The 18,822-nt window shown below is 66.6% G+C and carries 18 protein-coding genes and 1 riboswitch; of the genes, 12 read left to right on the plus strand and 6 right to left on the minus strand.

What is annotated here, in order from left to right; all coding sequences use genetic code 11:
* Nucleotides 1–27 precede the first annotated feature (27 nt).
* The 4 genes from F627_RS0101175 to metK form a co-directional block, all read right to left on the minus strand.
* Nucleotides 28–771, minus strand: a complete 744-nt coding sequence (locus tag F627_RS0101175) for a 16S rRNA (uracil(1498)-N(3))-methyltransferase (protein ID WP_019583037.1) — start codon at nucleotides 769–771, stop codon at nucleotides 28–30.
* A gap of 5 nt (nucleotides 772–776) precedes the next feature.
* Nucleotides 777–1,631 (minus strand): methylenetetrahydrofolate reductase [NAD(P)H], encoded by an 855-nt coding sequence (gene metF / locus F627_RS0101180; protein ID WP_019583038.1) that lies wholly within the window; start codon nucleotides 1,629–1,631, stop codon nucleotides 777–779.
* A 95-nt stretch (nucleotides 1,632–1,726) separates the two neighbouring features.
* Nucleotides 1,727–3,139, minus strand: a complete 1,413-nt coding sequence (ahcY, locus tag F627_RS0101185) for an adenosylhomocysteinase (RefSeq protein ID WP_026331989.1) — start codon at nucleotides 3,137–3,139, stop codon at nucleotides 1,727–1,729.
* 19 nt (nucleotides 3,140–3,158) lie between these two features.
* A riboswitch (S-adenosyl-L-homocysteine riboswitch) is annotated at nucleotides 3,159–3,240 on the minus strand.
* Nucleotides 3,241–3,273: 33 nt separating this feature from the next.
* Nucleotides 3,274–4,446 (minus strand): methionine adenosyltransferase, encoded by a 1,173-nt coding sequence (gene metK, locus F627_RS0101190; RefSeq protein WP_019583040.1) that lies wholly within the window; start codon nucleotides 4,444–4,446, stop codon nucleotides 3,274–3,276.
* A gap of 405 nt (nucleotides 4,447–4,851) precedes the next feature.
* On the opposite strand from metK, the gene tkt reads away from it, so the two are divergent.
* The 6 genes from tkt (at nucleotide 4,852) to F627_RS0101220 (ending at nucleotide 12,700) form a co-directional block, all read left to right on the plus strand.
* On the plus strand, nucleotides 4,852–6,852 hold the full coding sequence (gene tkt, locus F627_RS0101195) for a transketolase (RefSeq protein ID WP_019583041.1): 2,001 nt from the start codon (nucleotides 4,852–4,854) through the stop codon (nucleotides 6,850–6,852).
* A gap of 41 nt (nucleotides 6,853–6,893) precedes the next feature.
* A complete protein-coding gene (gap, locus tag F627_RS0101200) occupies nucleotides 6,894–7,892 on the plus strand; it encodes a type I glyceraldehyde-3-phosphate dehydrogenase (RefSeq protein WP_018865942.1) in 999 nt (332 codons plus the stop codon).
* Nucleotides 7,893–8,030: 138 nt separating this feature from the next.
* Complete coding sequence (locus F627_RS0101205) at nucleotides 8,031–9,209, plus strand: phosphoglycerate kinase (RefSeq protein WP_018865941.1); 1,179 nt, start codon at nucleotides 8,031–8,033, stop codon at nucleotides 9,207–9,209.
* Nucleotides 9,210–9,247: 38 nt separating this feature from the next.
* Complete coding sequence (pyk, locus tag F627_RS0101210) at nucleotides 9,248–10,678, plus strand: pyruvate kinase (protein ID WP_018865940.1); 1,431 nt, start codon at nucleotides 9,248–9,250, stop codon at nucleotides 10,676–10,678.
* 76 nt (nucleotides 10,679–10,754) lie between these two features.
* A complete protein-coding gene (fba, locus tag F627_RS0101215) occupies nucleotides 10,755–11,819 on the plus strand; it encodes a class II fructose-bisphosphate aldolase (RefSeq protein ID WP_019583042.1) in 1,065 nt (354 codons plus the stop codon).
* Nucleotides 11,820–11,923: 104 nt separating this feature from the next.
* On the plus strand, nucleotides 11,924–12,700 hold the full coding sequence (locus F627_RS0101220; protein WP_018865938.1) for a lipid-binding SYLF domain-containing protein: 777 nt from the start codon (nucleotides 11,924–11,926) through the stop codon (nucleotides 12,698–12,700).
* Here F627_RS0101220 and bioD read toward each other — a convergent pair.
* Together bioD and F627_RS0101230 are read right to left on the minus strand one after the other, a co-directional pair.
* Nucleotides 12,640–13,344, minus strand: a complete 705-nt coding sequence (gene bioD / locus F627_RS0101225; protein WP_019583043.1) for a dethiobiotin synthase — start codon at nucleotides 13,342–13,344, stop codon at nucleotides 12,640–12,642. The two genes, F627_RS0101220 and bioD, sit on opposite strands and share 61 nt — an antisense overlap.
* Nucleotides 13,341–14,237: a phosphoribosylaminoimidazolesuccinocarboxamide synthase gene (locus tag F627_RS0101230; RefSeq protein ID WP_019583044.1), complete on the minus strand. Its 897-nt coding sequence runs from the start codon at nucleotides 14,235–14,237 to the stop codon at nucleotides 13,341–13,343. The genes bioD and F627_RS0101230 overlap by 4 nt, the downstream gene beginning before the upstream one ends.
* Nucleotides 14,238–14,503: 266 nt before the next feature.
* On the opposite strand from F627_RS0101230, the gene purE reads away from it, so the two are divergent.
* From purE to rpe, 6 genes are all read left to right on the plus strand, one after another.
* Nucleotides 14,504–15,019, plus strand: coding sequence for a 5-(carboxyamino)imidazole ribonucleotide mutase (gene purE / locus F627_RS0101235; RefSeq protein WP_026329809.1), 516 nt, complete (start codon nucleotides 14,504–14,506; stop codon nucleotides 15,017–15,019).
* Nucleotides 15,016–16,185 carry a 5-(carboxyamino)imidazole ribonucleotide synthase gene (locus tag F627_RS0101240; RefSeq protein WP_019583045.1) on the plus strand — a complete coding sequence of 390 codons (1,170 nt, stop codon included), beginning with the start codon at nucleotides 15,016–15,018 and terminating at the stop codon, nucleotides 16,183–16,185. Before purE ends, F627_RS0101240 begins: the two co-directional genes overlap by 4 nt.
* Nucleotides 16,182–16,799: a class I SAM-dependent methyltransferase gene (locus tag F627_RS0101245; protein WP_019583046.1), complete on the plus strand. Its 618-nt coding sequence runs from the start codon at nucleotides 16,182–16,184 to the stop codon at nucleotides 16,797–16,799. The genes F627_RS0101240 and F627_RS0101245 overlap by 4 nt, the downstream gene beginning before the upstream one ends.
* Before the next feature lie 2 nt (nucleotides 16,800–16,801).
* The gene (locus F627_RS0101250) at nucleotides 16,802–17,467 is read left to right on the plus strand and encodes an energy-coupling factor ABC transporter permease (RefSeq protein WP_019583047.1); all 666 of its coding nucleotides are present in this window, start codon (nucleotides 16,802–16,804) and stop codon (nucleotides 17,465–17,467) included.
* A 143-nt stretch (nucleotides 17,468–17,610) separates the two neighbouring features.
* On the plus strand, nucleotides 17,611–17,934 hold the full coding sequence (locus F627_RS0101255) for a c-type cytochrome (protein ID WP_026279172.1): 324 nt from the start codon (nucleotides 17,611–17,613) through the stop codon (nucleotides 17,932–17,934).
* Between the two features lie 190 nt (nucleotides 17,935–18,124).
* The gene (gene rpe / locus F627_RS0101260) at nucleotides 18,125–18,814 is read left to right on the plus strand and encodes a ribulose-phosphate 3-epimerase (protein ID WP_018865930.1); all 690 of its coding nucleotides are present in this window, start codon (nucleotides 18,125–18,127) and stop codon (nucleotides 18,812–18,814) included.
* Nucleotides 18,815–18,822 lie beyond the last annotated feature (8 nt).

An 18,822-nucleotide genomic window follows, 5' to 3' on the forward strand; every position in this document is an offset into this window, starting at 1 on the left:
CGCATTGGTCTCCGGGCGGGACGGGCATTATCCCCGCAGGTCGCCCAGGCGGGCCTGGACCAGGGTCAGCAGGGCCATCGCGGCGGTTTCGGTGCGCAGGGTGCGCGGGCCCATCCCGACCCCCAGGAATCCCCGCTCCCGTGCCAGCTCGATCTCCGCGGGCGTGAGGCCGCCTTCCGGCCCGACGAACAGTGCGACCGCCGCTGGACGGTTGCGACCGTCCAGGCACGCATCCAGTCCCGGTGCCCCTTCCTCGGCAAGCAAGCCCAGGGTGTCATGCCAGCCCGACAGGACCGTGTCCGGTGAAGCGGGCTCCTGCAGCTGGGGGAGCTCGTTACGCCCGCACTGTTCCGCCGCGGCGCGCAGGATCCCGTGCCAGTGACGCTGGCGCTTGTCCAGGCCCTTGTGGGCGGCGGCCGAACGTGAGCGTTCGCAGAGCACCGGACGGATGGACTGCACCCCAAGTTCCACGGCCTTCTGGATCGCCAGGTCCATGTGATCGCCGCGGGCAATGCCCTGGAGCAGGTGGATCGGAAAGGCAGGGTGGGTCGGCGGCGCGGCACGCTCGCCTAGGTGGAAGGTGCCGTCGCGGCGACCGTTCAGTTCGAGAGTGGCCTCGAATTCGTTGCCAAGGCCGTCAAAGACGCGGCAGGGGGCGCCGCTCTTCAGGCGCAGGACCGTGGTGGCGTAGTGCAGGCGGTCCTGCGGGGCGGGAAGCGACCGCCCCGCGGCCAGTGCCTCGGATTCGAGCAGCAGCCGGGGGCAGCGCACGGGGGCTACTTCCGGTTGTCGAGGTCCAGGGCCTTCCAGATCTGTTCGGTCGGCCCGGCCTGGTTCATCGAATAGAAGTGGATCCCGGGGGCACCCTTGTTCAGTACGTCATCGGTCAGGCGCGTGGCGACCTCGATACCGAATTTGCGGATCGACTCCTTGTCGTCGCCGTAGGCCTCCATCCGCTTGCGGATGTAGCGCGGGATCTCGGCACCGCACATCTCGGAGAAGCGCACGATCTGGGTGTAGTTGGTGATCGGCATGATCCCGACAATGATCGGGATGGTGATGCCCATCTTCTCCACCCGTTCCATGAAGGCCTCGTAGGCATCCACGTTGTAGAAGTACTGGGTGATCGCGGCGTCCGCGCCGGCGTCCACCTTGGTCTTGAAGTTCTCCAGGTCCTTCTCGGCGTTCGGGGCCTGCGGATGGAACTCCGGATAGGCCGCAACCTCGATCTTGAACTGGTCATCGAACTCGGCGCGCACGAACTCCACGAGCTCGGAGGCATAGCGGAAATCGCCGCCGGAGTTCTTGGTGCCGGACGGCAGGTCGCCGCGCAGCGCGACGATGCGGTTCACCCCAATGTCGCGGTAGCTCGACAGCAGCTCGTGCAGCTCGCCCTTGGTCGAGGAGATGCAGGAGACGTGCGGGGCGGCGGGGATGCCGTCGTTGGTGATGATGTCCTTGACCGTCTCCAGGGTGCGGTCGCGGGTGGAACCCCCGGCGCCGAAGGTGACGGAATAGAACTCGGGATTCAGGGCGCCCAGACGCTTGCGGGCCTTGGCCAGTCGCTCGGCTCCGGCCTCGTCCTTGGGCGGAAAAAACTCAACGCTGTAGACGCGTTCTTGTGCAGACATGTTTGTCCTCCAGACAAAAAGAAGGCGGACCGCACGAACATGCGGCCCGCCCCGGCGTTCACATTAACAACGAATTGAAATGTGAGGCTGGCCGATCAGTAGCGGTAGTGTTCCGGCTTGAACGGGCCATCCACCGACATGCCCAGGTACTTGGCCTGATCGTCGGTCAGACGGGTCAGGTTGGCACCCAGCTTCTTCAGGTGCAGCTGCGCGACCTTCTCGTCCAGGTGCTTCGGCAGCACGTAGACGTTCTTGTCGTACTGGTCACCCTTGGTCCACAGCTCGATCTGAGCCAGGGTCTGGTTGGTGAAGGAGTTGGACATCACGAAGCTCGGATGGCCGGTGCCGCAGCCCAGGTTCACCAGACGGCCTTCGGCCAGCATGATGATCCGGTTGCCGTTCGGCAGGATGATGTGGTCGACCTGCGGCTTGATGTTCTCCCACTCGTACTTGCGCATCGCGGCCACGGCGATCTCGGAGTCGAAGTGACCAATGTTGCAGACGATGGCCTGGTCCTTCATGCGGGTCATGTGATCTTCGGTGATCACGTCCTTGTTACCGGTGGCGGTGACGAAGATCTCGGCCTTGTCGGCCGCTTCTTCCATCGTGACCACGCGGAAGCCTTCCATCGAGGCCTGCAGGGCGCAGATCGGGTCGATCTCGGTGATCCACACAGTGGCACCGAGGCCGGCCAGCGACTGGGCGGCACCCTTGCCGACGTCACCATAACCGGCGACCACGGCGATCTTGCCCGCGATCATCACGTCGGTGGCGCGCTTGATGGAGTCCACGGTGGACTCGCGGCAGCCGTACAGGTTGTCGAACTTGGACTTGGTGACCGAGTCGTTGACGTTGATCGCCGGGAAGGCCAGCTCGCCGTCCTTCGCCATCTGGTACAGGCGATGGACACCGGTGGTGGTCTCTTCGGTCACGCCCTGGATCTTGGCGAGCATGTCGGAGTACCAGGTCGGCTGTTCGGCCAGGCGTTCCTTGATCTTGGCGAACAGGGCTTCTTCTTCCTCGTTCTCCGGCTTGGCGATGACCGACTGGTCCTTCTCGGCCTTGGCGCCCAAGTGCAGCAGCAGCGTGGCGTCACCACCGTCGTCCAGGATCATGTTGGCGCCGCCGTCGAATTCGAAGATGCGGTGGCAGTAGTCCCAGTACTCTTCCAGGGTTTCGCCCTTCACGGCGAAGACCGGGGTGCCGTTGTCGGCGATGGCGGCCGCGGCGTGGTCCTGGGTGGAGTAGATGTTGCAGGAGGCCCAGCGCACGTCGGCACCCAGGGCTTCCAGGGTCTGGATCAGCACAGCCGTCTGGATGGTCATGTGCAGGGAGCCGGCGATCTTCGCGCCCTTCAGGGGCTTGGAGGCCGCGAACTCTTCGCGGGTCTGGACCAGGCCGGGCATCTCGGTCTCGGCGATCGCAATTTCCTTGCGGCCGAATTCGGCAAGGTTGATGTCCTTGACGACGTAATCGGTCGTTTTCTTGTCGTTCATCACAGCATTCATGGATTAACTTCTCCGTTTATCTGGATGAGCGCCGTGTTCACGTTTCAGGGGAGCATCCGGCTGAGCCTGACGGTTAAACCGCTGCAGCGCTCCTCAGCCGGATGGGTATTTCGCTTACAAAATGTCGGGTGCTATTAGAGGCCCGCCATCTTCTTAAGTTCCTCGGCCTTGTCGGTGCGCTCCCAGGGGAGGTCGACGTCTTCGCGGCCGAAGTGACCGTAGGCGGCAGTCGCCTTGTAGATCGGGCGCAGCAGATCCATCATCTGGACCAGGCCCCACGGGCGCAGGTCAAACGCTTCGCGGACGAAGCCTTCGATCTTGCGGTCATCCAGCTTGCCGGTGCCGAAGGTGTCGACGGTGATCGAGGTCGGCTCGGCCACGCCGATGGCGTAGGAGACCTGGATCTCGCACTTGTCGGCCAGGCCGGCGGCGACGATGTTCTTGGCCACGTAGCGGCCGGCGTAGGCAGCGGAACGGTCCACCTTGGACGGGTCCTTGCCGGAGAACGCGCCACCACCGTGACGGGCCATGCCGCCGTAGGTGTCGACGATGATCTTGCGGCCGGTCAGGCCGGCATCGCCCACGGGACCACCGATCTCGAACTTGCCGGTCGGGTTGATGTGGATCTGGTCGTCGGAGACCTGGCTCAGCCACTCGGCCGGCAGGACCTTCTTGAAGATCTCTTCGTAGACCGCTTCCTTCAGGTCCTTCTGCGAGATGTCCGGGCTGTGCTGGGTGGACAGGACCACCGCGTCCAGGCCGGCCGGCTTGCCGTCTTCATAGCGCAGGGAAACCTGGCTCTTGGCGTCCGGGCGCAGCCACGGCAGCTTGCCGCTCTTCATCAGTTCGGACTGGATACGCACCATCTTGTGGGCGTAGAAGATCGGGGCGGGCATCAGGGTGTCGGTTTCGCGCGCGGCGTAGCCGAACATCAGGCCCTGGTCACCGGCGCCCTGGGTGGCGCGGTCGGAGACGTCGCGGTCCACACCCATGGCGATGTCCTGGGACTGTTCGCCCAGCACGTTCAGCACGGCGCAGGTCTTGCCGTCGAAGCCCTTGTCGGAGTCGTCGTAGCCGATCTCGCAGACCGTCTCGCGCACCAGCTTCTCATAGTCGATCTGCGCGCCGGTGGTGATCTCGCCCAGCAGCATGACCATGCCGGTCTTGGTGGCGGTTTCGCAGGCGATACGGGCGTGCGGATCCTGCTCGATGATGGCGTCGACGATGGTGTCGGAGACCAGGTCGGCCATCTTGTCGGGGTGACCCGCAGAGACCGATTCGGAAGTAAAGATGTAATCGTTGGACATTAAGCGTTCCTTTGTGGTCGTTTCGATTTAGTTTTGCGCAAAACGACCGCTAGTGTAACGCGACTCGCGGGATTTTTCTAAGCCCCTCCCCGGCGAGGGTAGGGGCATGTGCCCCCCTGGTCGGTGGCGAGGGCGCAGCGTGGCGCGCCCTGGGGGCGACTTGCCCCGGTGCGCGAAAGTGGCCAAAATACACCGCGTTTGATGGGGAGAGCTGCCCGCCGCGCTGGCTGCGCCGTCGGGTGGTACCTGCTCCCGCAGGCTGCTCGGGCCGCCGCGCGCCGAAGCGCCGGCCGATAACCGTGAGCCCCTCGTTCGGCCGACTCGTCCGGGTCGGTCGCCGCTGTCGCCTCGCGCCGCCGCCCGCCATCAGCCAAACCCAACACTACTTTAGAGCAGGAGATCAGCATGCCGACCCGTAGAGAGCTTGCCAACGCCATCCGCGCCCTGTCGATGGACGCGGTTCAGAAGGCCAATTCCGGTCACCCGGGTGCGCCGATGGGGATGGCAGACATCGCCGAGGTGCTGTGGAACGACTACATGCAGCATAACCCGGCGAACCCGAGCTGGCCGGATCGCGACCGCTTCGTGATGTCCAACGGCCACGGCTCCATGCTGGTCTACTCCCTGCTGCACCTGACCGGCTACGACCTGCCGATGGACGAGATCAAGCAGTTCCGTCAGCTGCACTCCAAGACCCCGGGTCACCCCGAATACGGTTACACCGCCGGCGTCGAGACCACCACCGGGCCGCTGGGCCAGGGGATCTCCAACGCGGTGGGCATGGCGCTGGCCGAGAAGATGATGGCCGCCCACTTTAACCAGCCCGGGCACAACATCGTCGACCACAACACCTACGCCTTCCTCGGCGACGGCTGCATGATGGAAGGGATCTCCCACGAGACCTGCGCGCTGGCCGGCACCCTGGGCCTGGGCAAGCTGATCGCCTTCTGGGATGACAACGGCATCTCCATCGACGGCGAAGTCGAGGGCTGGTTCACCGACGACACCCCGGGCCGCTTCGAGGCCTACGGCTGGCACGTGGTGCGCGGCGTGGACGGCCACGACGCCGATGCGGTCAAGGCCGCGATCGAAGAGGCCCGCAAGCACAGCGACAAGCCGAGCCTGATCTGCTGCCGCACCGTGATCGGCTTCGGTTCGCCGAACAAGTCCGGCAAGGAAGAGTGCCACGGCGCCGCCCTCGGCGACGACGAAGTGGCCCTGACCCGCAAGGAGCTGGGCTGGAACCACGGCCCGTTCGAGATTCCGGACGATATCTACGCCGGCTGGAGCGCGAAGGACAAGGGTGCCAAGGCCGAGTCCGAGTGGAAGGAGCGCTTTGCCGCGTACAAGCAGGCGCACCCGGAACTGGCCGCCGAGTTCGAACGCCGCATCGCCGGTGATCTGCCCGCCGACTGGAGCGAGAAGGCCAGTGCCTTCATCAAGGAGACCGTCGAGAAGGCCGAGAAGGTTGCCTCGCGCAAGGCCTCGCAGAACACCATCGGCGGTTACGCCCCGGCGCTGCCGGAACTGCTGGGCGGCTCCGCCGACCTGGCCGGGTCCAACCTGACCATGTACAGCGGTTCCAAGGGCGTCAGTAAGGACGACGCCGCCGGCAACTACGTGTTCTACGGCGTGCGCGAGTTCGGCATGGCCGCGATCATGAACGGCATCGCCCTGCACGGCGGCTTCATCCCGTACGGCGGCACCTTCCTGATCTTCTCCGACTACGCCCGCAACGGCATCCGCATGTCCGCGCTGATGAAGCAGCGCGTGATGTACGTGCTGACCCATGACTCCATCGGTCTCGGCGAAGACGGCCCGACCCACCAGCCGGTCGAGCAGACCCCGAGCCTGCGCCTGATCCCGAACCTCAATGTGTGGCGTCCCTGCGACGCGGTCGAGACCGCGGTGGCCTGGAAGGCCGGGATCGAACGCACCGACGGCCCGTCCGCCTTCATCCTGTCGCGTCAGGGCCTGCCGCACATGGAACGTGATGGCGAGCAGCTCGCCAACATCGCCCGCGGCGGCTACGTGCTGAAGGACTGCGACGGCACCCCCGACCTGATCTTCATCGCCACCGGTTCCGAGGTCGAGCTGGCCGTCCAGGCCGCCGACGAACTGGCCGGCGAGGGCAAGAAGGTGCGCGTGGTCTCCATGCCCTGCGTCGAGTTGTTTGAACAGCAGGACCCGGCCTACCGCGAGGCCGTGCTGCCGAACGCGGTGCGTCCGCGGGTCGCCATTGAGGCCGGCGCAACGACCACCTGGTACAAGTTCACCGGCCTCGACGGCGCGGTGTTCGGGCTGGACCGCTTCGGCGAGTCCGCGCCGGGGGGCGCCCTGTTCGACTACTTCGGCTTCAAGCCGGCGAACGTCGCCCAGGTCGCGCGTGACGTGCTGAACGGCTGAGTCCGTAACGATTTCGCATAAGCAATAGAGAGGAGACTCCCATGTCTATCAAGGTTGGTATCAACGGCTTCGGTCGTATCGGTCGCATGGCCTTCCGCGCCATCGCCAAGGATTTCCCGAACCTGCAGGTGGTCGGTATCAACGACCTGCTGGACCCGGAATACCTGGCCTACATGCTGCGCTACGACTCCGTGCATGGCCGCTTCGACGGCGACATCAGCGTCGACGGCGACCACCTGGTCGTGAACGGCAACCGCATCCGCCTGACCGCCGAGAAGGATCCGGCCGCGCTGAAGTGGGGCGACATCAACGCCGACATCGTGATCGAGTCCACCGGCCTGTTCCTGACCGCCGAGACCGCGCAGAAGCACCTGGACGCCGGCGCCAAGAAGGTGGTGATGTCCGCGCCGTCCAAGGACGACACTCCGATGTTCGTCTACGGCGTGAACCACGGTGACTACGCGGGCCAGAACATGGTCTCCGCCGCCTCCTGCACCACCAACGCCCTGGCCCCGGTGGCCAAGGTGCTGAACGACACCTGGGGCATCAAGCGTGGCCTGATGACCACCGTGCACGCCGCCACCGCGACCCAGAAGACCGTCGACGGCCCGTCCATGAAGGACTGGCGCGGCGGCCGCGGCATCCTGGAGAACATCATTCCGTCCTCCACCGGTGCGGCCAAGGCTGTGGGCAAGGTGCTGCCGGAACTGAACGGCAAGCTGACCGGCATGGCCTTCCGTGTGCCGACCTCCGACGTCTCCGTGGTCGACCTGACCGTGGAACTGAACGGCGACGCCAAGTACGACGACGTCTGCGCGGCCATGAAGAAGGCGGCCGAAGGCGAGCTGAAGGGCGTGCTGGGATACACCGACGAGCTGGTGGTCTCCACGGACTTCCGTGGCTACACCGCCCCGTCCGTATTCGATGCCGGCGCCGGCATCCAGCTGGACCCGACCTTCGTGAAGGTCGTCGCCTGGTACGACAACGAGTACGGCTACACCTGCAACATGCTGCGCATGGTGGAGCACGTCGCCAAGTAATGGCGGATGGCCGGGCCCTCTCCGGGGTCCGGCCGTTTCTCTTCCCGGGTCCAGAGGCCTGGGGCCAGTCCCTTCGGGGACTAGCCCGAAGCCTTTTTCCTTTTCTTTCTTTTCAACCGTATTTCGAGAGGTACTCCCATGTCTGTCATCAAGATGACCGATCTCGACCTGCAGGGTCGCCGCGTACTGGTGCGTCAGGATCTGAACGTCCCGGTGAAGGACGGCAAGGTCACCTCCGACGCCCGCATCCGTGCGAGCCTCGAGACCGTGCAGAAGGCGCTGGACGGCGGCGCCGCCGTGATGCTGATGTCGCACCTGGGCCGCCCCACCGAGGGTGAGTTCTCCGAGGAGGATTCCCTGGCCCCGGTCGCCGAGCACATGGCCGGTCTGCTGGGCCGAGAGGTGCGTCTGGTGCGCGATTACCTCGACGGTGTGGACGCCCAGCCGGGCGAGGTGATCCTGCTTGAGAACGTGCGTTTCAACGCCGGCGAGAAAAAGGACGACGAGGCCCTGGCGAAGAAGTACGCGGCCCTGTGCGACGTGTTCGTGATGGACGCCTTCGGCACCGCCCACCGCGCCCAGGCCTCGACCCACGGCGTGGCGAAGTTCGCCCCGCAGGCCTGTGCCGGCCCGCTGCTGGCCAAGGAGCTGGAGGCCCTCGGCCATGCCCTGGAGACCCCGAAGCGCCCGCTGGTGGCCATCGTCGGCGGCTCCAAGGTCTCGACCAAGCTGACCGTGCTGGAGTCGCTGTCCAACGTGGTGGATCAGCTGATCGTCGGCGGCGGGATCGCCAACACCTTCATCGCCGCCCAGGGCCACAGCGTGGGCAAGTCGCTGTTTGAAGCCGACCTGGTGGACGAGTCCAAGCGCCTGATGGAGGCGGCCCGGGCGAAGGGTGGCGAGATCCCGGTCCCCACCGACGTGACCGTGGGCAAGGAATTCTCCGAATCGACCCCGGCCGAGACCAAGTCGGTCGACGCGGTGGCCGATGACGACATGATCTTCGACGTCGGCCCCGAGACCGCGGCGACCTACGCCGAGGCCCTGCGCAACGCCGGCACCATCGTCTGGAACGGCCCGGTGGGTGTGTTCGAGTTCGACCAGTTCGCCGGTGGCACCAAGGCCCTGGGCGAGGCCATAGCCGAGAGCAACGCGTTCTCCATCGCCGGTGGGGGCGACACCCTGGCCGCGATCGACAAGTACAACCTGGCCGATCGCATCAGCTATATCTCCACTGGCGGTGGCGCCTTCCTCGAGTTCCTGGAAGGCAAGACCCTGCCGGCCGTCGCCATCCTGGAAGAACGCGCCAAGGGCTGACGCCCGGGCGCGTCCACCGCTGACGGAGATCGACGCGGATGAGACGTACCAAGATCGTGGCCACCCTCGGGCCGGCCACGGACAGCGACGATGCCATGGAGGCCATCATCCGGGCGGGTGTGGATGTGGTCCGGCTGAACTTTTCGCATGGCGACCCGGACGACCATCGTCAGCGCCTGGCTCGGTTGCGCGCGGCCTCCGAGCGCGCCGGACGCTGTGTCGGGGTCCTCGGTGACCTGCAGGGGCCGAAGATCCGGATCGACCGGTTCCAGCAGGGCAAGGTGCATCTGGAAGAGGGCGCGCCCTTCGCGCTGGATGCCGAGCTGCATCGGGATGCCGGGGATGCCACCCAGGTGGGGCTGACCTACAAGGACCTGCCGGCCGATGTGGTGCCGGAGGATATCCTGCTGCTGGACGACGGCCGCATCGTGCTGAAGGTCAAGGCAGTGAAGGGCAGCCGGATCGAGACCACGGTGCAGGTCGGCGGGGAGCTGTCCAACAACAAGGGTATCAATCGCCAGGGCGGCGGACTCTCCGCTCCGGCGATCACGGACAAGGACCGCGAGGACATCCGCCTGGCTGCCGAGCTGCAGGTGGACTACCTCGCCGTGTCCTTCCCGCGTTCCGCGCAGGACCTGCACCTGGCGCGCAGCCTGCTTAAGGATGCCGGCTGGGAGGCCGGGATCTGCGCCAAGATCGAGCGCTCCGAGGCCCTGGAGGTGATCGACGAGATCATCGCCGCCTCCGAGGTGATCATGATCGCGCGCGGCGATCTGGGTGTGGAGATTGGTGACGCCGAGCTGCCGGGCGTGCAGAAGACCCTGATCACCCGGGCACGGACCCTCAATCGTCTGGTCATCACCGCGACCCAGATGATGGAGACCATGATCCAGAACCCGATCCCGACCCGCGCCGAGGTGTTCGACGTGGCGAATGCGGTGCTCGACGGCACCGACGCGGTGATGCTCTCCGGCGAGACCGCCACCGGGCGCTACCCGGCGCGCGTGGTCACCAGCATGGACCGGATCTGCGAGGCCGCGGAGCGTCAGCGCGCCGCGCGTCAGTCCGACCATCGCATGGATTCGACCTTCGGCCGGGTCGACGAGGCCATCGCGATGGCCACCATGTACACGGCGAACCATCTGGATGTCGCCGCGATCGCCGCGCTGACCGAGTCCGGCTCCACCGCACTGTGGATGTCGCGCATCAGTTCGGGCATCCCGATCTACGCGCTCACCCAGCACGAGTCCACCAGCCGCCGCATGACGCTATATCGCGGCGTCTACCCGGTGACCCTGAACCCGATCCCCGAGAGCCACGAAAGTGTGAACCGTGAAGCGGTGAACTTGCTCAAGGCCGAGGGCGTCGTGCAGGATGGCGGGCTGGTTATCATTACGAAGGGCGACCTGCAGGGCGAGCATGGCGGTACCAACGCCATGAAGATCGTGCGCGTCGGCGAACTGGCCTGACCCGCGCACCGCCTGGCCGCGCAAACAAGAATCGACTTTTCTACTACCTCAGTCCGAATCCCGTAAGGAGGAATCCATGGCACTGATCTCACTTCGCCAGCTTCTGGACCATGCCGCCGAGCATGGCTATGGCATGCCGGCGTATAACGCCAACAACATGGAACAGGTCCACTCGATCATGGAAGCGGCCGCTGCGGTCGACTCCCCGGTGATCATTCAGGCCTCCGCCGGAGCCCGCAAGTACGCCGGCGAGCCCTTCCTGCGTCACAACATCATCGCCGCGATCGAGCAGTACCCGGACATCCCGGTCGTGCTGCACCAGGACCACGGCTCCGAGCCGGCGGTCTGCCTGCGTTCCATCCAGTCCGGTTTCAGCTCGGTGATGATGGACGGCTCCCTGATGCCCGACATGAAGACCCCGGCCACCTACGAGTACAACCGTGACGTGACCGCCAAGGTCTCCGAGATGGCGCACTCCTGCGGTGTCTCCGTGGAAGGCGAGCTGGGTTGCCTGGGCTCCCTGGAAACCGGCCAGGCCGGCGAGGAAGATGGCTCCGGGGCCGAGGGCACCCTGTCCCACGACCAGCTGCTGACCGACCCGGACGAGGCGGCCGACTTCGTGAAGAACACCAAGTGCGACGCCCTGGCGATCGCTATCGGTACCTCCCACGGCGCCTACAAGTTCACCCGTCCGCCGACCGGTGACATCCTGGCCATCCAGCGCGTGAAGGAGATCCACGCCCGCATCCCGGATACCCATCTGGTCATGCACGGCTCCTCCTCCGTTCCGCAGGAGTGGCTGGACATCATCAACAAGTACGGCGGCGACATGGGCGAGACCTACGGCGTGCCGGTCGAAGAGATCCAGGAAGGCATCAAGCACGGCGTGCGCAAGGTCAACATCGACACCGACCTGCGTATGGCCTCCACCGGCGCGGTGCGCAAGTTCCTGGCCGAGAACCCGAAGGAATTCGATCCGCGCAAGTTCCTGAAGGCCTCGACCGCCGCGATGAAGGATCTGTGCCAGGCCCGCTACGAGGCCTTCGGCTGCGCCGGCATGGCGTCCAAGATCAAGCCGATCTCCCTGGACGACATGGTCAAGCGCTACCTGTCCGGCGAGCTGGATCCCAAGGTCAACTGATCCTGCGGATTGCAGCACGAAAAAGGGGGCTTCGGCCCCCTTTTTTTGTGCCATGATGCCGCCATCGGAACACCGTTATGGAGGATTCCTCGATGCACCGAAGGATGCCCCAGATTCTTGCTCTTCTGCTGTTCGTGGCGTTCGCCGGAGCGGCTCAGGCCAACCCGTTCAGCCGCGAGATCGATCCGCAGGACATCATCGACCGCGCCCAGGCGACGGTGGAGAACATGGCCACCCATCCCGAGTACGAGTCCCTGAAGGAGGACCTGCGCGACGCGCGCGGCGTGGTTATTTTCCCGCGCGTGGCACGCGGTGCCTTCCTGATCGGGGGGTCTGGCGGAATCGGGGTGTTCCTCGCGTGGGACGACGAGCGCGGCGACTATTCCCCGGTGGCCTTCTACTCGCTCGGCTCGGTCAGCTTCGGCATGCAGTTCGGCGGCGATGCCGCCGAAGTGGTGATGGTCGCGCGCACCCAGGATGCGGTCGACTCCATGTTCGGCTCCGCGATCCGGCTCGGGGCCGATGCGTCGGTCGCCGCGGGCCCGGTAGGGGCCGGCCGCAGCGCCACCCCCACGGCCGACTTCCTTTCCTATTCCCGCGCACGCGGCGCCTACCTGGGGATGAGTCTTTCCGGTTCACGCATGACCGTGCGTGACGACTTCAACGAGGCCTACTACGGCGAATCGCAGCGCCCGGTGCATATCATCGAGACCCGCCGGGTCGACCGCGAAGGGACCCGCGCCCTGCGCGAGACGCTGGCCGGTTTCCGTGCCGATGCCGCCGACGAGGAGCCGGCACCGGCCGACTCCGAAGCCCGTGGTCAGGAGCGCGAGTCCTCCGGCGGGGTGCGCCCGGACAACTTCGAGGTCGAGAGCTTCTGAACCAGCGCCGCGCGGGTGATGCCTTCCGGTGACGTGATGACCGGGGCGCGGGTCCGGGCACGCAGGGCCGTGGCGTTGTCGAGCCGCGGGTCGCAGTCCGCCCGGCGGCGGTTGAGCACAATCCCGGCCAGACACAGGCCGCGCCGTTCGAGCGCCTCCAGGGTCAGCAGGCAGGTATTCAGCGTGCCCAGGCGGTCCTCCGCGACCAGCAGCACCGGCAACCCGAGGTGCTCGGCGAGGTCCGCGTTCAGGCCGTCGGCACAAAGCGGCGAGTAGAAGCCCCCCGCGCCCTCCACCAGTCGTGGCCCCGTGCCTTCGCCGGCGCAGGCCGCGGCCAGTTCCGCGAGCGTCAAGTGCACGCCCTGGTTCGCGGCGGCCTGGTCGGGGGCGATGGCATCGGGGAAGCGCCAGGGGGTGACCTGTGCGATCGCGGCGTCCGGCAGGCCGGCCGCGCGGGTCAGGTTCAGCCCGTCCTCGGGCAGCAGGCCGTCGGGGCCCGGCGGGCAGCCCGACTCCACCGGTTTGCGCGGCTGCGGCGCCAGGCCCTGCTGCCGCCAGCACTCCAGCAGCGCGCAGCCGACGAAGGTCTTGCCGACCCCGGTGTCGGTGCCGGTGACGAACAGGCCCTGCAGGGTCTCGCTCATGCGGCGCGGGTCAGGCGCTCCAGGGCCTCGCGGTAGCGCGCGGCGGTTTGTTCCACCACCGTCGCGGGCAGTTCGGGGCCCGGCGGCTGCTTGTCCCAGTCCAGGGTCTCGAGGTAGTCGCGCACGTACTGCTTGTCGAAGGACTCGGGGCTGCGCCCCGGCGCGTACTGGTCGGCCGGCCAGAAGCGCGAGGAGTCCGGGGTCAGCACTTCGTCGATCAGGTGCAGCGTGCCGTTGGCGTCGACGCCGAACTCGAATTTGGTGTCGGCGATGATGATCCCGCGCCCGGCCGCGTAGTCCCGTGCCATCGCGTAGATCGCCAGCGCCGCATCGCGGACCTGGCGGGCCCGCTCCGCGCCGATGGTGGCGACCACCGCATCGAAGTCGATATTGGCGTCGTGGTCACCGACGTCCGCCTTGGTGCTGGGCGTGAAGATCGCCTCCGGGAGCTGCGAGGCGAGTTCCAGCCCGTCCGGCAGCGGAATGCCGCAGACCGCGCCGCTCGCCTGGTAGTCCTTCCAGCCGGAGCCGATCAGGTACCCGCGCACCACGGCCTCCACCGGCAGGGCCTCCAGCCGGCGGATCACCAGGCTGCGTCCTTCCAGTGGGGCACGAATCGCCGGGTCCGGGATGACCTGCTCCAGCGGGATATCGGTCAGCTGGTTGGGGATGCCCAGCTCGCGCTGGATCTTGTCCATCCAGAACCGGGTGATCTCGGTCAGCACCCGGCCCTTGCCGGGCACGCCGGTCGGCAGGATCACGTCGAACGCGGACAGGCGATCGGTGGTGACCATCAGCCAGTGGTCGGCATCCACCGCGTAAAGGTCGCGCACCTTGCCGCGATGGACGAGTTCCAGGTCGGGGATATGGCTTTCGAGCAGGGTATCGGTCATGCGGCGATTCTACCGGGCGCGGGCTTGATGCACCACGAAGCTCACGAAGACACGAAGAAGGTCAACGGCGGTTGCACTACGGAGGACACAGAGAGCACAGAGAAGGCCGTAATGGTATCGGGGGCGGCAGGATGTGCAGAGATGTGCAGAGCAAAGCGAATCGCATCATGTCTCTGTAGCTCCGACCGGGGTTTTCTTCGTGCCTTCGTGTGCTTCGTGGTGAACACGGCTTGTCGGGTGGGGCCGGGGTCGCTATCGTTCGGGCCATGACTGAGACGGCTGGCAATAGGGCGCCGCGCGTGGGCGTGGTAATGGGGAGCACCTCCGACTGGGCCACGATGGAGCGGGCGGTGGATGTGCTGGATGAACTCGGTATTCCGTTCGAGGCCCGGGTGGTCTCCGCCCATCGCACGCCGGATCTGCTGTTCGAGTACGCCGAACAGGCGCGCGGGCGAGGGCTGCAGGCGATCATCGCCGGCGCGGGCGGGGCCGCGCACCTGCCGGGAATGCTCGCCTCCAAGACCCCGGTACCGGTGCTGGGCGTACCGGTGGCCTCGCGTCACCTGAAGGGCCAGGACTCGCTGCTCTCCATCGTCCAGATGCCGCGCGGGATCCCGGTGGCGACCTTCGCGATTGGCGAGGCGGGGGCCGCCAACGCGGCGCTCTTTGCCGCCGCGATGCTGGCCAATTCCGATCCCGAACTGCGCGAGCGTCTGGATGACTTCCGCCAGTCCCAGAGCCAGGCCGTGCTCGGGCAGACCCTGCCGCCGGACCCGTCATGATCCAGCCTCCCGCGACTCTCGGGCTGCTCGGTGGCGGGCAGCTCGGCCGCTATTTCGTGGAGGCCGCGCAGGGCATGGGTTATGCCGTCTGGGTGCTCGACCCGGACCCGGCCAGCCCGGCCGGGCGGGTGGCGGCGCGCCACTTGTGCCAGGCCTTTGACGACCCCGATGCCCTGCAGGCGCTGGCCGGGGCCTGCGAGGTGATTACCACCGAGTTCGAGAACATCCCGCGCGCCGCGGTGGAGTGGCTGGATGCCCACGCCTGTCTGCGCCCCGGGCCACGCGCCCTGACGGTTGCCCAGGACCGCCTCGAGGAGAAGGCCTTTCTCGGCGAGATCGGCGTGGCGGTGGCCCCGTGGCAGGCGGTGCCGGCGGGTCTGACGCCCGAGGTGCAAACCGATGCCGGAGCCCCGGGTTTCCCGGCAATCCTGAAGACCGCGCGCCTGGGTTATGACGGCAAGGGGCAGGTGCGGCTGGCCGCGGCCGGCGAACTGCCGGCAGCGCATGCCGAGCTGGGCCAGGTGGACTGCGTGCTGGAGTCCCGGGTGGAGCTGGAGCGCGAGCTGTCGGTGCTGGTTGCGCGTACCGCCGATGGCGCCACCGAGGCCTTTCCGGTCGCGGAGAACACCCATCGCGACGGCATCCTGCACCTGACGCGCGTCCCGGCACGGGCCGGGGACGAGGTGCGCGAGCGCGCCACGGCCATCGCCCGGCACGTCGCCGAGCGGCTCGACTACCAGGGGGTGCTGGCGGTCGAGTTCTTCCTCACGGCGGACGGCGAACTGCTGGTCAACGAGATCGCGCCGCGTCCCCACAATTCCGGGCATTACAGCCTGGATGCCTGTACCGTCAGCCAGTTCGAACAGCAGGTGCGCGCAGTCTGTGGGCTGGGGCTGGCGCCGGCCCTGCTGACCGCGCCGGTGGCGATGGTGAATCTGCTGGGCGACCTGTGGCCCGCGGGCGGCGCGCCCGACTGGCGGGGCGTGCTGGCGGCCGGCCGGGCGCGACTGCACCTGTACGGCAAGGCCGAGGCGCGCCCGGGGCGCAAGATGGGGCATGTGAACGTACTCGGCCTGCCGGGCGAGGATGATGCCGCCGCCGTGGCCTCCACTGCCGAGACCCTGTGGCAGGGCCTGGCCACTGCCGGCGGGGAGGGCGCGGCATGACCGAGGCATTCCCCAACACCCAGGCGCGGCGCGCCCGACAGGCGGAGCTCAAGCGCGACCTTGAGTTCGAGGACACCCTGGCGGGCGAGCATTTGCGTTTTCGCACCACCTGGGGGCTGTTCTCCCCGCGGCGGATCGACGACGGCACCCGCCTGCTGCTGGAACGCATCGAGGTGAATCCGGCGGACGCCTGCCTGGACCTTGGTTGCGGCTACGGGCCGATCGGCCTGACGCTCGCGCGCAAGGCGCCGCAGGGCCTGACCACCCTGGTGGACACCAACTACCTGGCGGTGGAGTACAGCCAGCGCAACGCCGAGCTCAACGGCATCGCCAATGCGGAGTGTCTGACCAGCAACGGCTTCTCGCGCATCCGCGATCGGCGGTTCGATCTGGTTACCTCCAACCTTCCGGCCAAGGTCGGGCGCGAGATGCTGCAAACCTATCTGCTGGACGCCCACGAGCAGATGAACCCCGGCGGGCGCATCTATGTCGTAACCATTACCGGGTTGCGGCGGTTCATCGAGAAGGGGTTCAAGGACGTGTTCGGCAACTACGACAAGGTCAAGCAGGGCCGCGAGTACACCGTCGCGGCCGCCGTGCGCGAGCCCGACTGAGCATGGTCGAGGGGGCGGGCGAACTGCCGGTCGCGCTCCGCGTGCTGTCTGCCGTGCTGTTGGGCATTGGCATGGTGGTAATGCTCCGGCGCATGCCCTGGGAGGCCTTCTTCGTGCCCGGCCGCGCGCAGTTGTTCGTGATCGCCACGCTCTGCTTGCTGCTGATCTGGAGCCTGCGGGCCCAGACCCTGGATGGCCTGGCCCTGCATTTCCTTGGCATGACCACCGTGACCCTGATGTTCGGCTGGCAGCTGGCGATCCTGATGGTCTTTCTGGTGGTGGCGACCCTCGGTCTGTTCGGCGCCCTGCCGCTGGCCGCCTTTCCGTTGACGGTACTGCTGGCCGGCATCCTTCCGGTCGCGGTTACCTGGGGATTGCTGCGGCTGTCCGAGGCCTACCTGCCCGCGCACATGTTCATCTATCTCTACGCGGTTGGCTTCCTCGGCGGGGCGCTGTCGGTGGTGGCCACCGTGCTGGCGTCGGCGGTGATCTACGGGCTGTTTACCGAGCTGGCCTGGGTCGACATCTATCGCGATTATCTGCGCTACCTGGCATTGCTGGTGCTGCCCGAGGCGGTGGTCAACGGGATCGTGATTACCGGGCTGGTGATGGTGCGCCCCGAGTGGCTGGCGACCTGGTCGGACGAGCGCTACATCCACGGGCGCTGAGGCCGAGAATGGCCTGGTGCCGCGCTGCAGGGATGCCCCTGTTTGATTCTGTGTTAATGCAGCATTCAGGAACACCCTGCTACCGTTCGCTTCAAGACAGGGCGATGACCCTGTCCAGGATCGTGAACGAGGAGACCACAACAATGAAAACCAAGCTGTTCGTGCTGGCCGGTATCGCCGGCAGTGTCCTGATGCTGTCCACCATGGCGCAGGCCGCCGACATCCAGGCCGGTCAGTCCAAGTACCAGAACACCTGCGCCAGCTGCCACGGCGCGCAGGGTCAGGGCCAGGCGATCTTCCCGGCGCTGGCCGGCAAGGACGCCGACTACCTGACCGACAAGCTGGAGCGCTATCGCGCCGGCGAGGAGGTGGGTGACCACACGGCCCTGATGCGTCCTCAGGCCCAGGGGTTGAGCGATGACGACATCGCCAATCTGTCCAGCTACATGGCGGCCGAGTTCAACTGATCCGGGCGCACTGCCGCTGGCAGGCGAGACCGCGACGGGCCGGGGGGGTTCCCCCGGCCCGTTTGCGTTGGAGGGCGCGTCACATGCGTCGCCTTTTGCCTGGCATGGCGGCATCCGGTAAAGTTTCGCGGTTCCGAGAGCGTGGCCGATGGTCGGCCCCGCTATCCCAGAGATCCCTGCGAGGCTTTCCATGGCACAACCCGATTTCATCGCCCCGTCCATCCTGTCCGCCGATTTCGCCCGTCTGGGCGAGGAAGTCGACAACGTCCTGGCCGCCGGTGCCGATACCGTCCACTTCGACGTGATGGACAACCACTACGTGCCGAACCTGACCATTGGCCCGCTGGTCTGCGATGCCCTGCGCAAGCACGGCGTGACCGCGCCGATTGACGTGCACCTGATGGTCAAGCCGGTGGATCGCATCATCCCGGACTTCGCCCAGGCCGGTGCCAGCTACATCACCTTCCACCCGGAGGCGTCCGACCACATCGACCGCACCCTGCAGCTGATCCACTCCGAGGGCTGCAAGGCCGGACTGGTGTTCAACCCGGCCACGCCGCTGTCCTATCTCGAATACGTGATGGACAAGGTCGACATGATCCTGCTGATGTCGGTGAACCCGGGCTTTGGTGGCCAGAAGTTCATCCCGAACACCCTCGACAAGCTGCGCGCCGCGCGCAAGATGATCGACGACTCCGGGCGTGACATCCGCCTCGAGATCGACGGCGGCGTGAAGGCCGACAACATCCGCGAGATCAAGGCCGCCGGGGCCGACACCTTCGTCGCCGGGTCCGCGATCTTCGGTGCCGGCAGCGACTCCGATCCGAACCGCTACGACAGCATCATCCAGCAGATGCGCGACGAGCTGGCCAAGGCCTGAATCGACGG

It is taken from the genome of Thioalkalivibrio sp. ALE16 (assembly GCF_000381305.1).
GTDB lineage: Bacteria > Pseudomonadota > Gammaproteobacteria > Ectothiorhodospirales > Ectothiorhodospiraceae > Thioalkalivibrio.

Coding starts and splice junctions, on each gene's coding strand:
- metF (WP_019583038.1), bottom strand. CDS start 1,631: ATGTCTGCACAAGAACGCGTCTACAGCGTTGAGTTTTTTCCGCCCAAG.
- ahcY (WP_026331989.1), bottom strand. CDS start 3,139: ATGAATGCTGTGATGAACGACAAGAAAACGACCGATTACGTCGTCAAG.
- metK (WP_019583040.1), bottom strand. CDS start 4,446: ATGTCCAACGATTACATCTTTACTTCCGAATCGGTCTCTGCGGGTCAC.
- tkt (WP_019583041.1), top strand. CDS start 4,852: ATGCCGACCCGTAGAGAGCTTGCCAACGCCATCCGCGCCCTGTCGATG.
- gap (WP_018865942.1), top strand. CDS start 6,894: ATGTCTATCAAGGTTGGTATCAACGGCTTCGGTCGTATCGGTCGCATG.
- F627_RS0101205 (WP_018865941.1), top strand. CDS start 8,031: ATGTCTGTCATCAAGATGACCGATCTCGACCTGCAGGGTCGCCGCGTA.
- pyk (WP_018865940.1), top strand. CDS start 9,248: ATGAGACGTACCAAGATCGTGGCCACCCTCGGGCCGGCCACGGACAGC.
- fba (WP_019583042.1), top strand. CDS start 10,755: ATGGCACTGATCTCACTTCGCCAGCTTCTGGACCATGCCGCCGAGCAT.
- F627_RS0101220 (WP_018865938.1), top strand. CDS start 11,924: ATGCCCCAGATTCTTGCTCTTCTGCTGTTCGTGGCGTTCGCCGGAGCG.
- bioD (WP_019583043.1), bottom strand. CDS start 13,344: ATGAGCGAGACCCTGCAGGGCCTGTTCGTCACCGGCACCGACACCGGG.
- F627_RS0101230 (WP_019583044.1), bottom strand. CDS start 14,237: ATGACCGATACCCTGCTCGAAAGCCATATCCCCGACCTGGAACTCGTC.
- purE (WP_026329809.1), top strand. CDS start 14,504: ATGACTGAGACGGCTGGCAATAGGGCGCCGCGCGTGGGCGTGGTAATG.
- F627_RS0101240 (WP_019583045.1), top strand. CDS start 15,016: ATGATCCAGCCTCCCGCGACTCTCGGGCTGCTCGGTGGCGGGCAGCTC.
- F627_RS0101245 (WP_019583046.1), top strand. CDS start 16,182: ATGACCGAGGCATTCCCCAACACCCAGGCGCGGCGCGCCCGACAGGCG.
- F627_RS0101250 (WP_019583047.1), top strand. CDS start 16,802: ATGGTCGAGGGGGCGGGCGAACTGCCGGTCGCGCTCCGCGTGCTGTCT.
- F627_RS0101255 (WP_026279172.1), top strand. CDS start 17,611: ATGAAAACCAAGCTGTTCGTGCTGGCCGGTATCGCCGGCAGTGTCCTG.
- rpe (WP_018865930.1), top strand. CDS start 18,125: ATGGCACAACCCGATTTCATCGCCCCGTCCATCCTGTCCGCCGATTTC.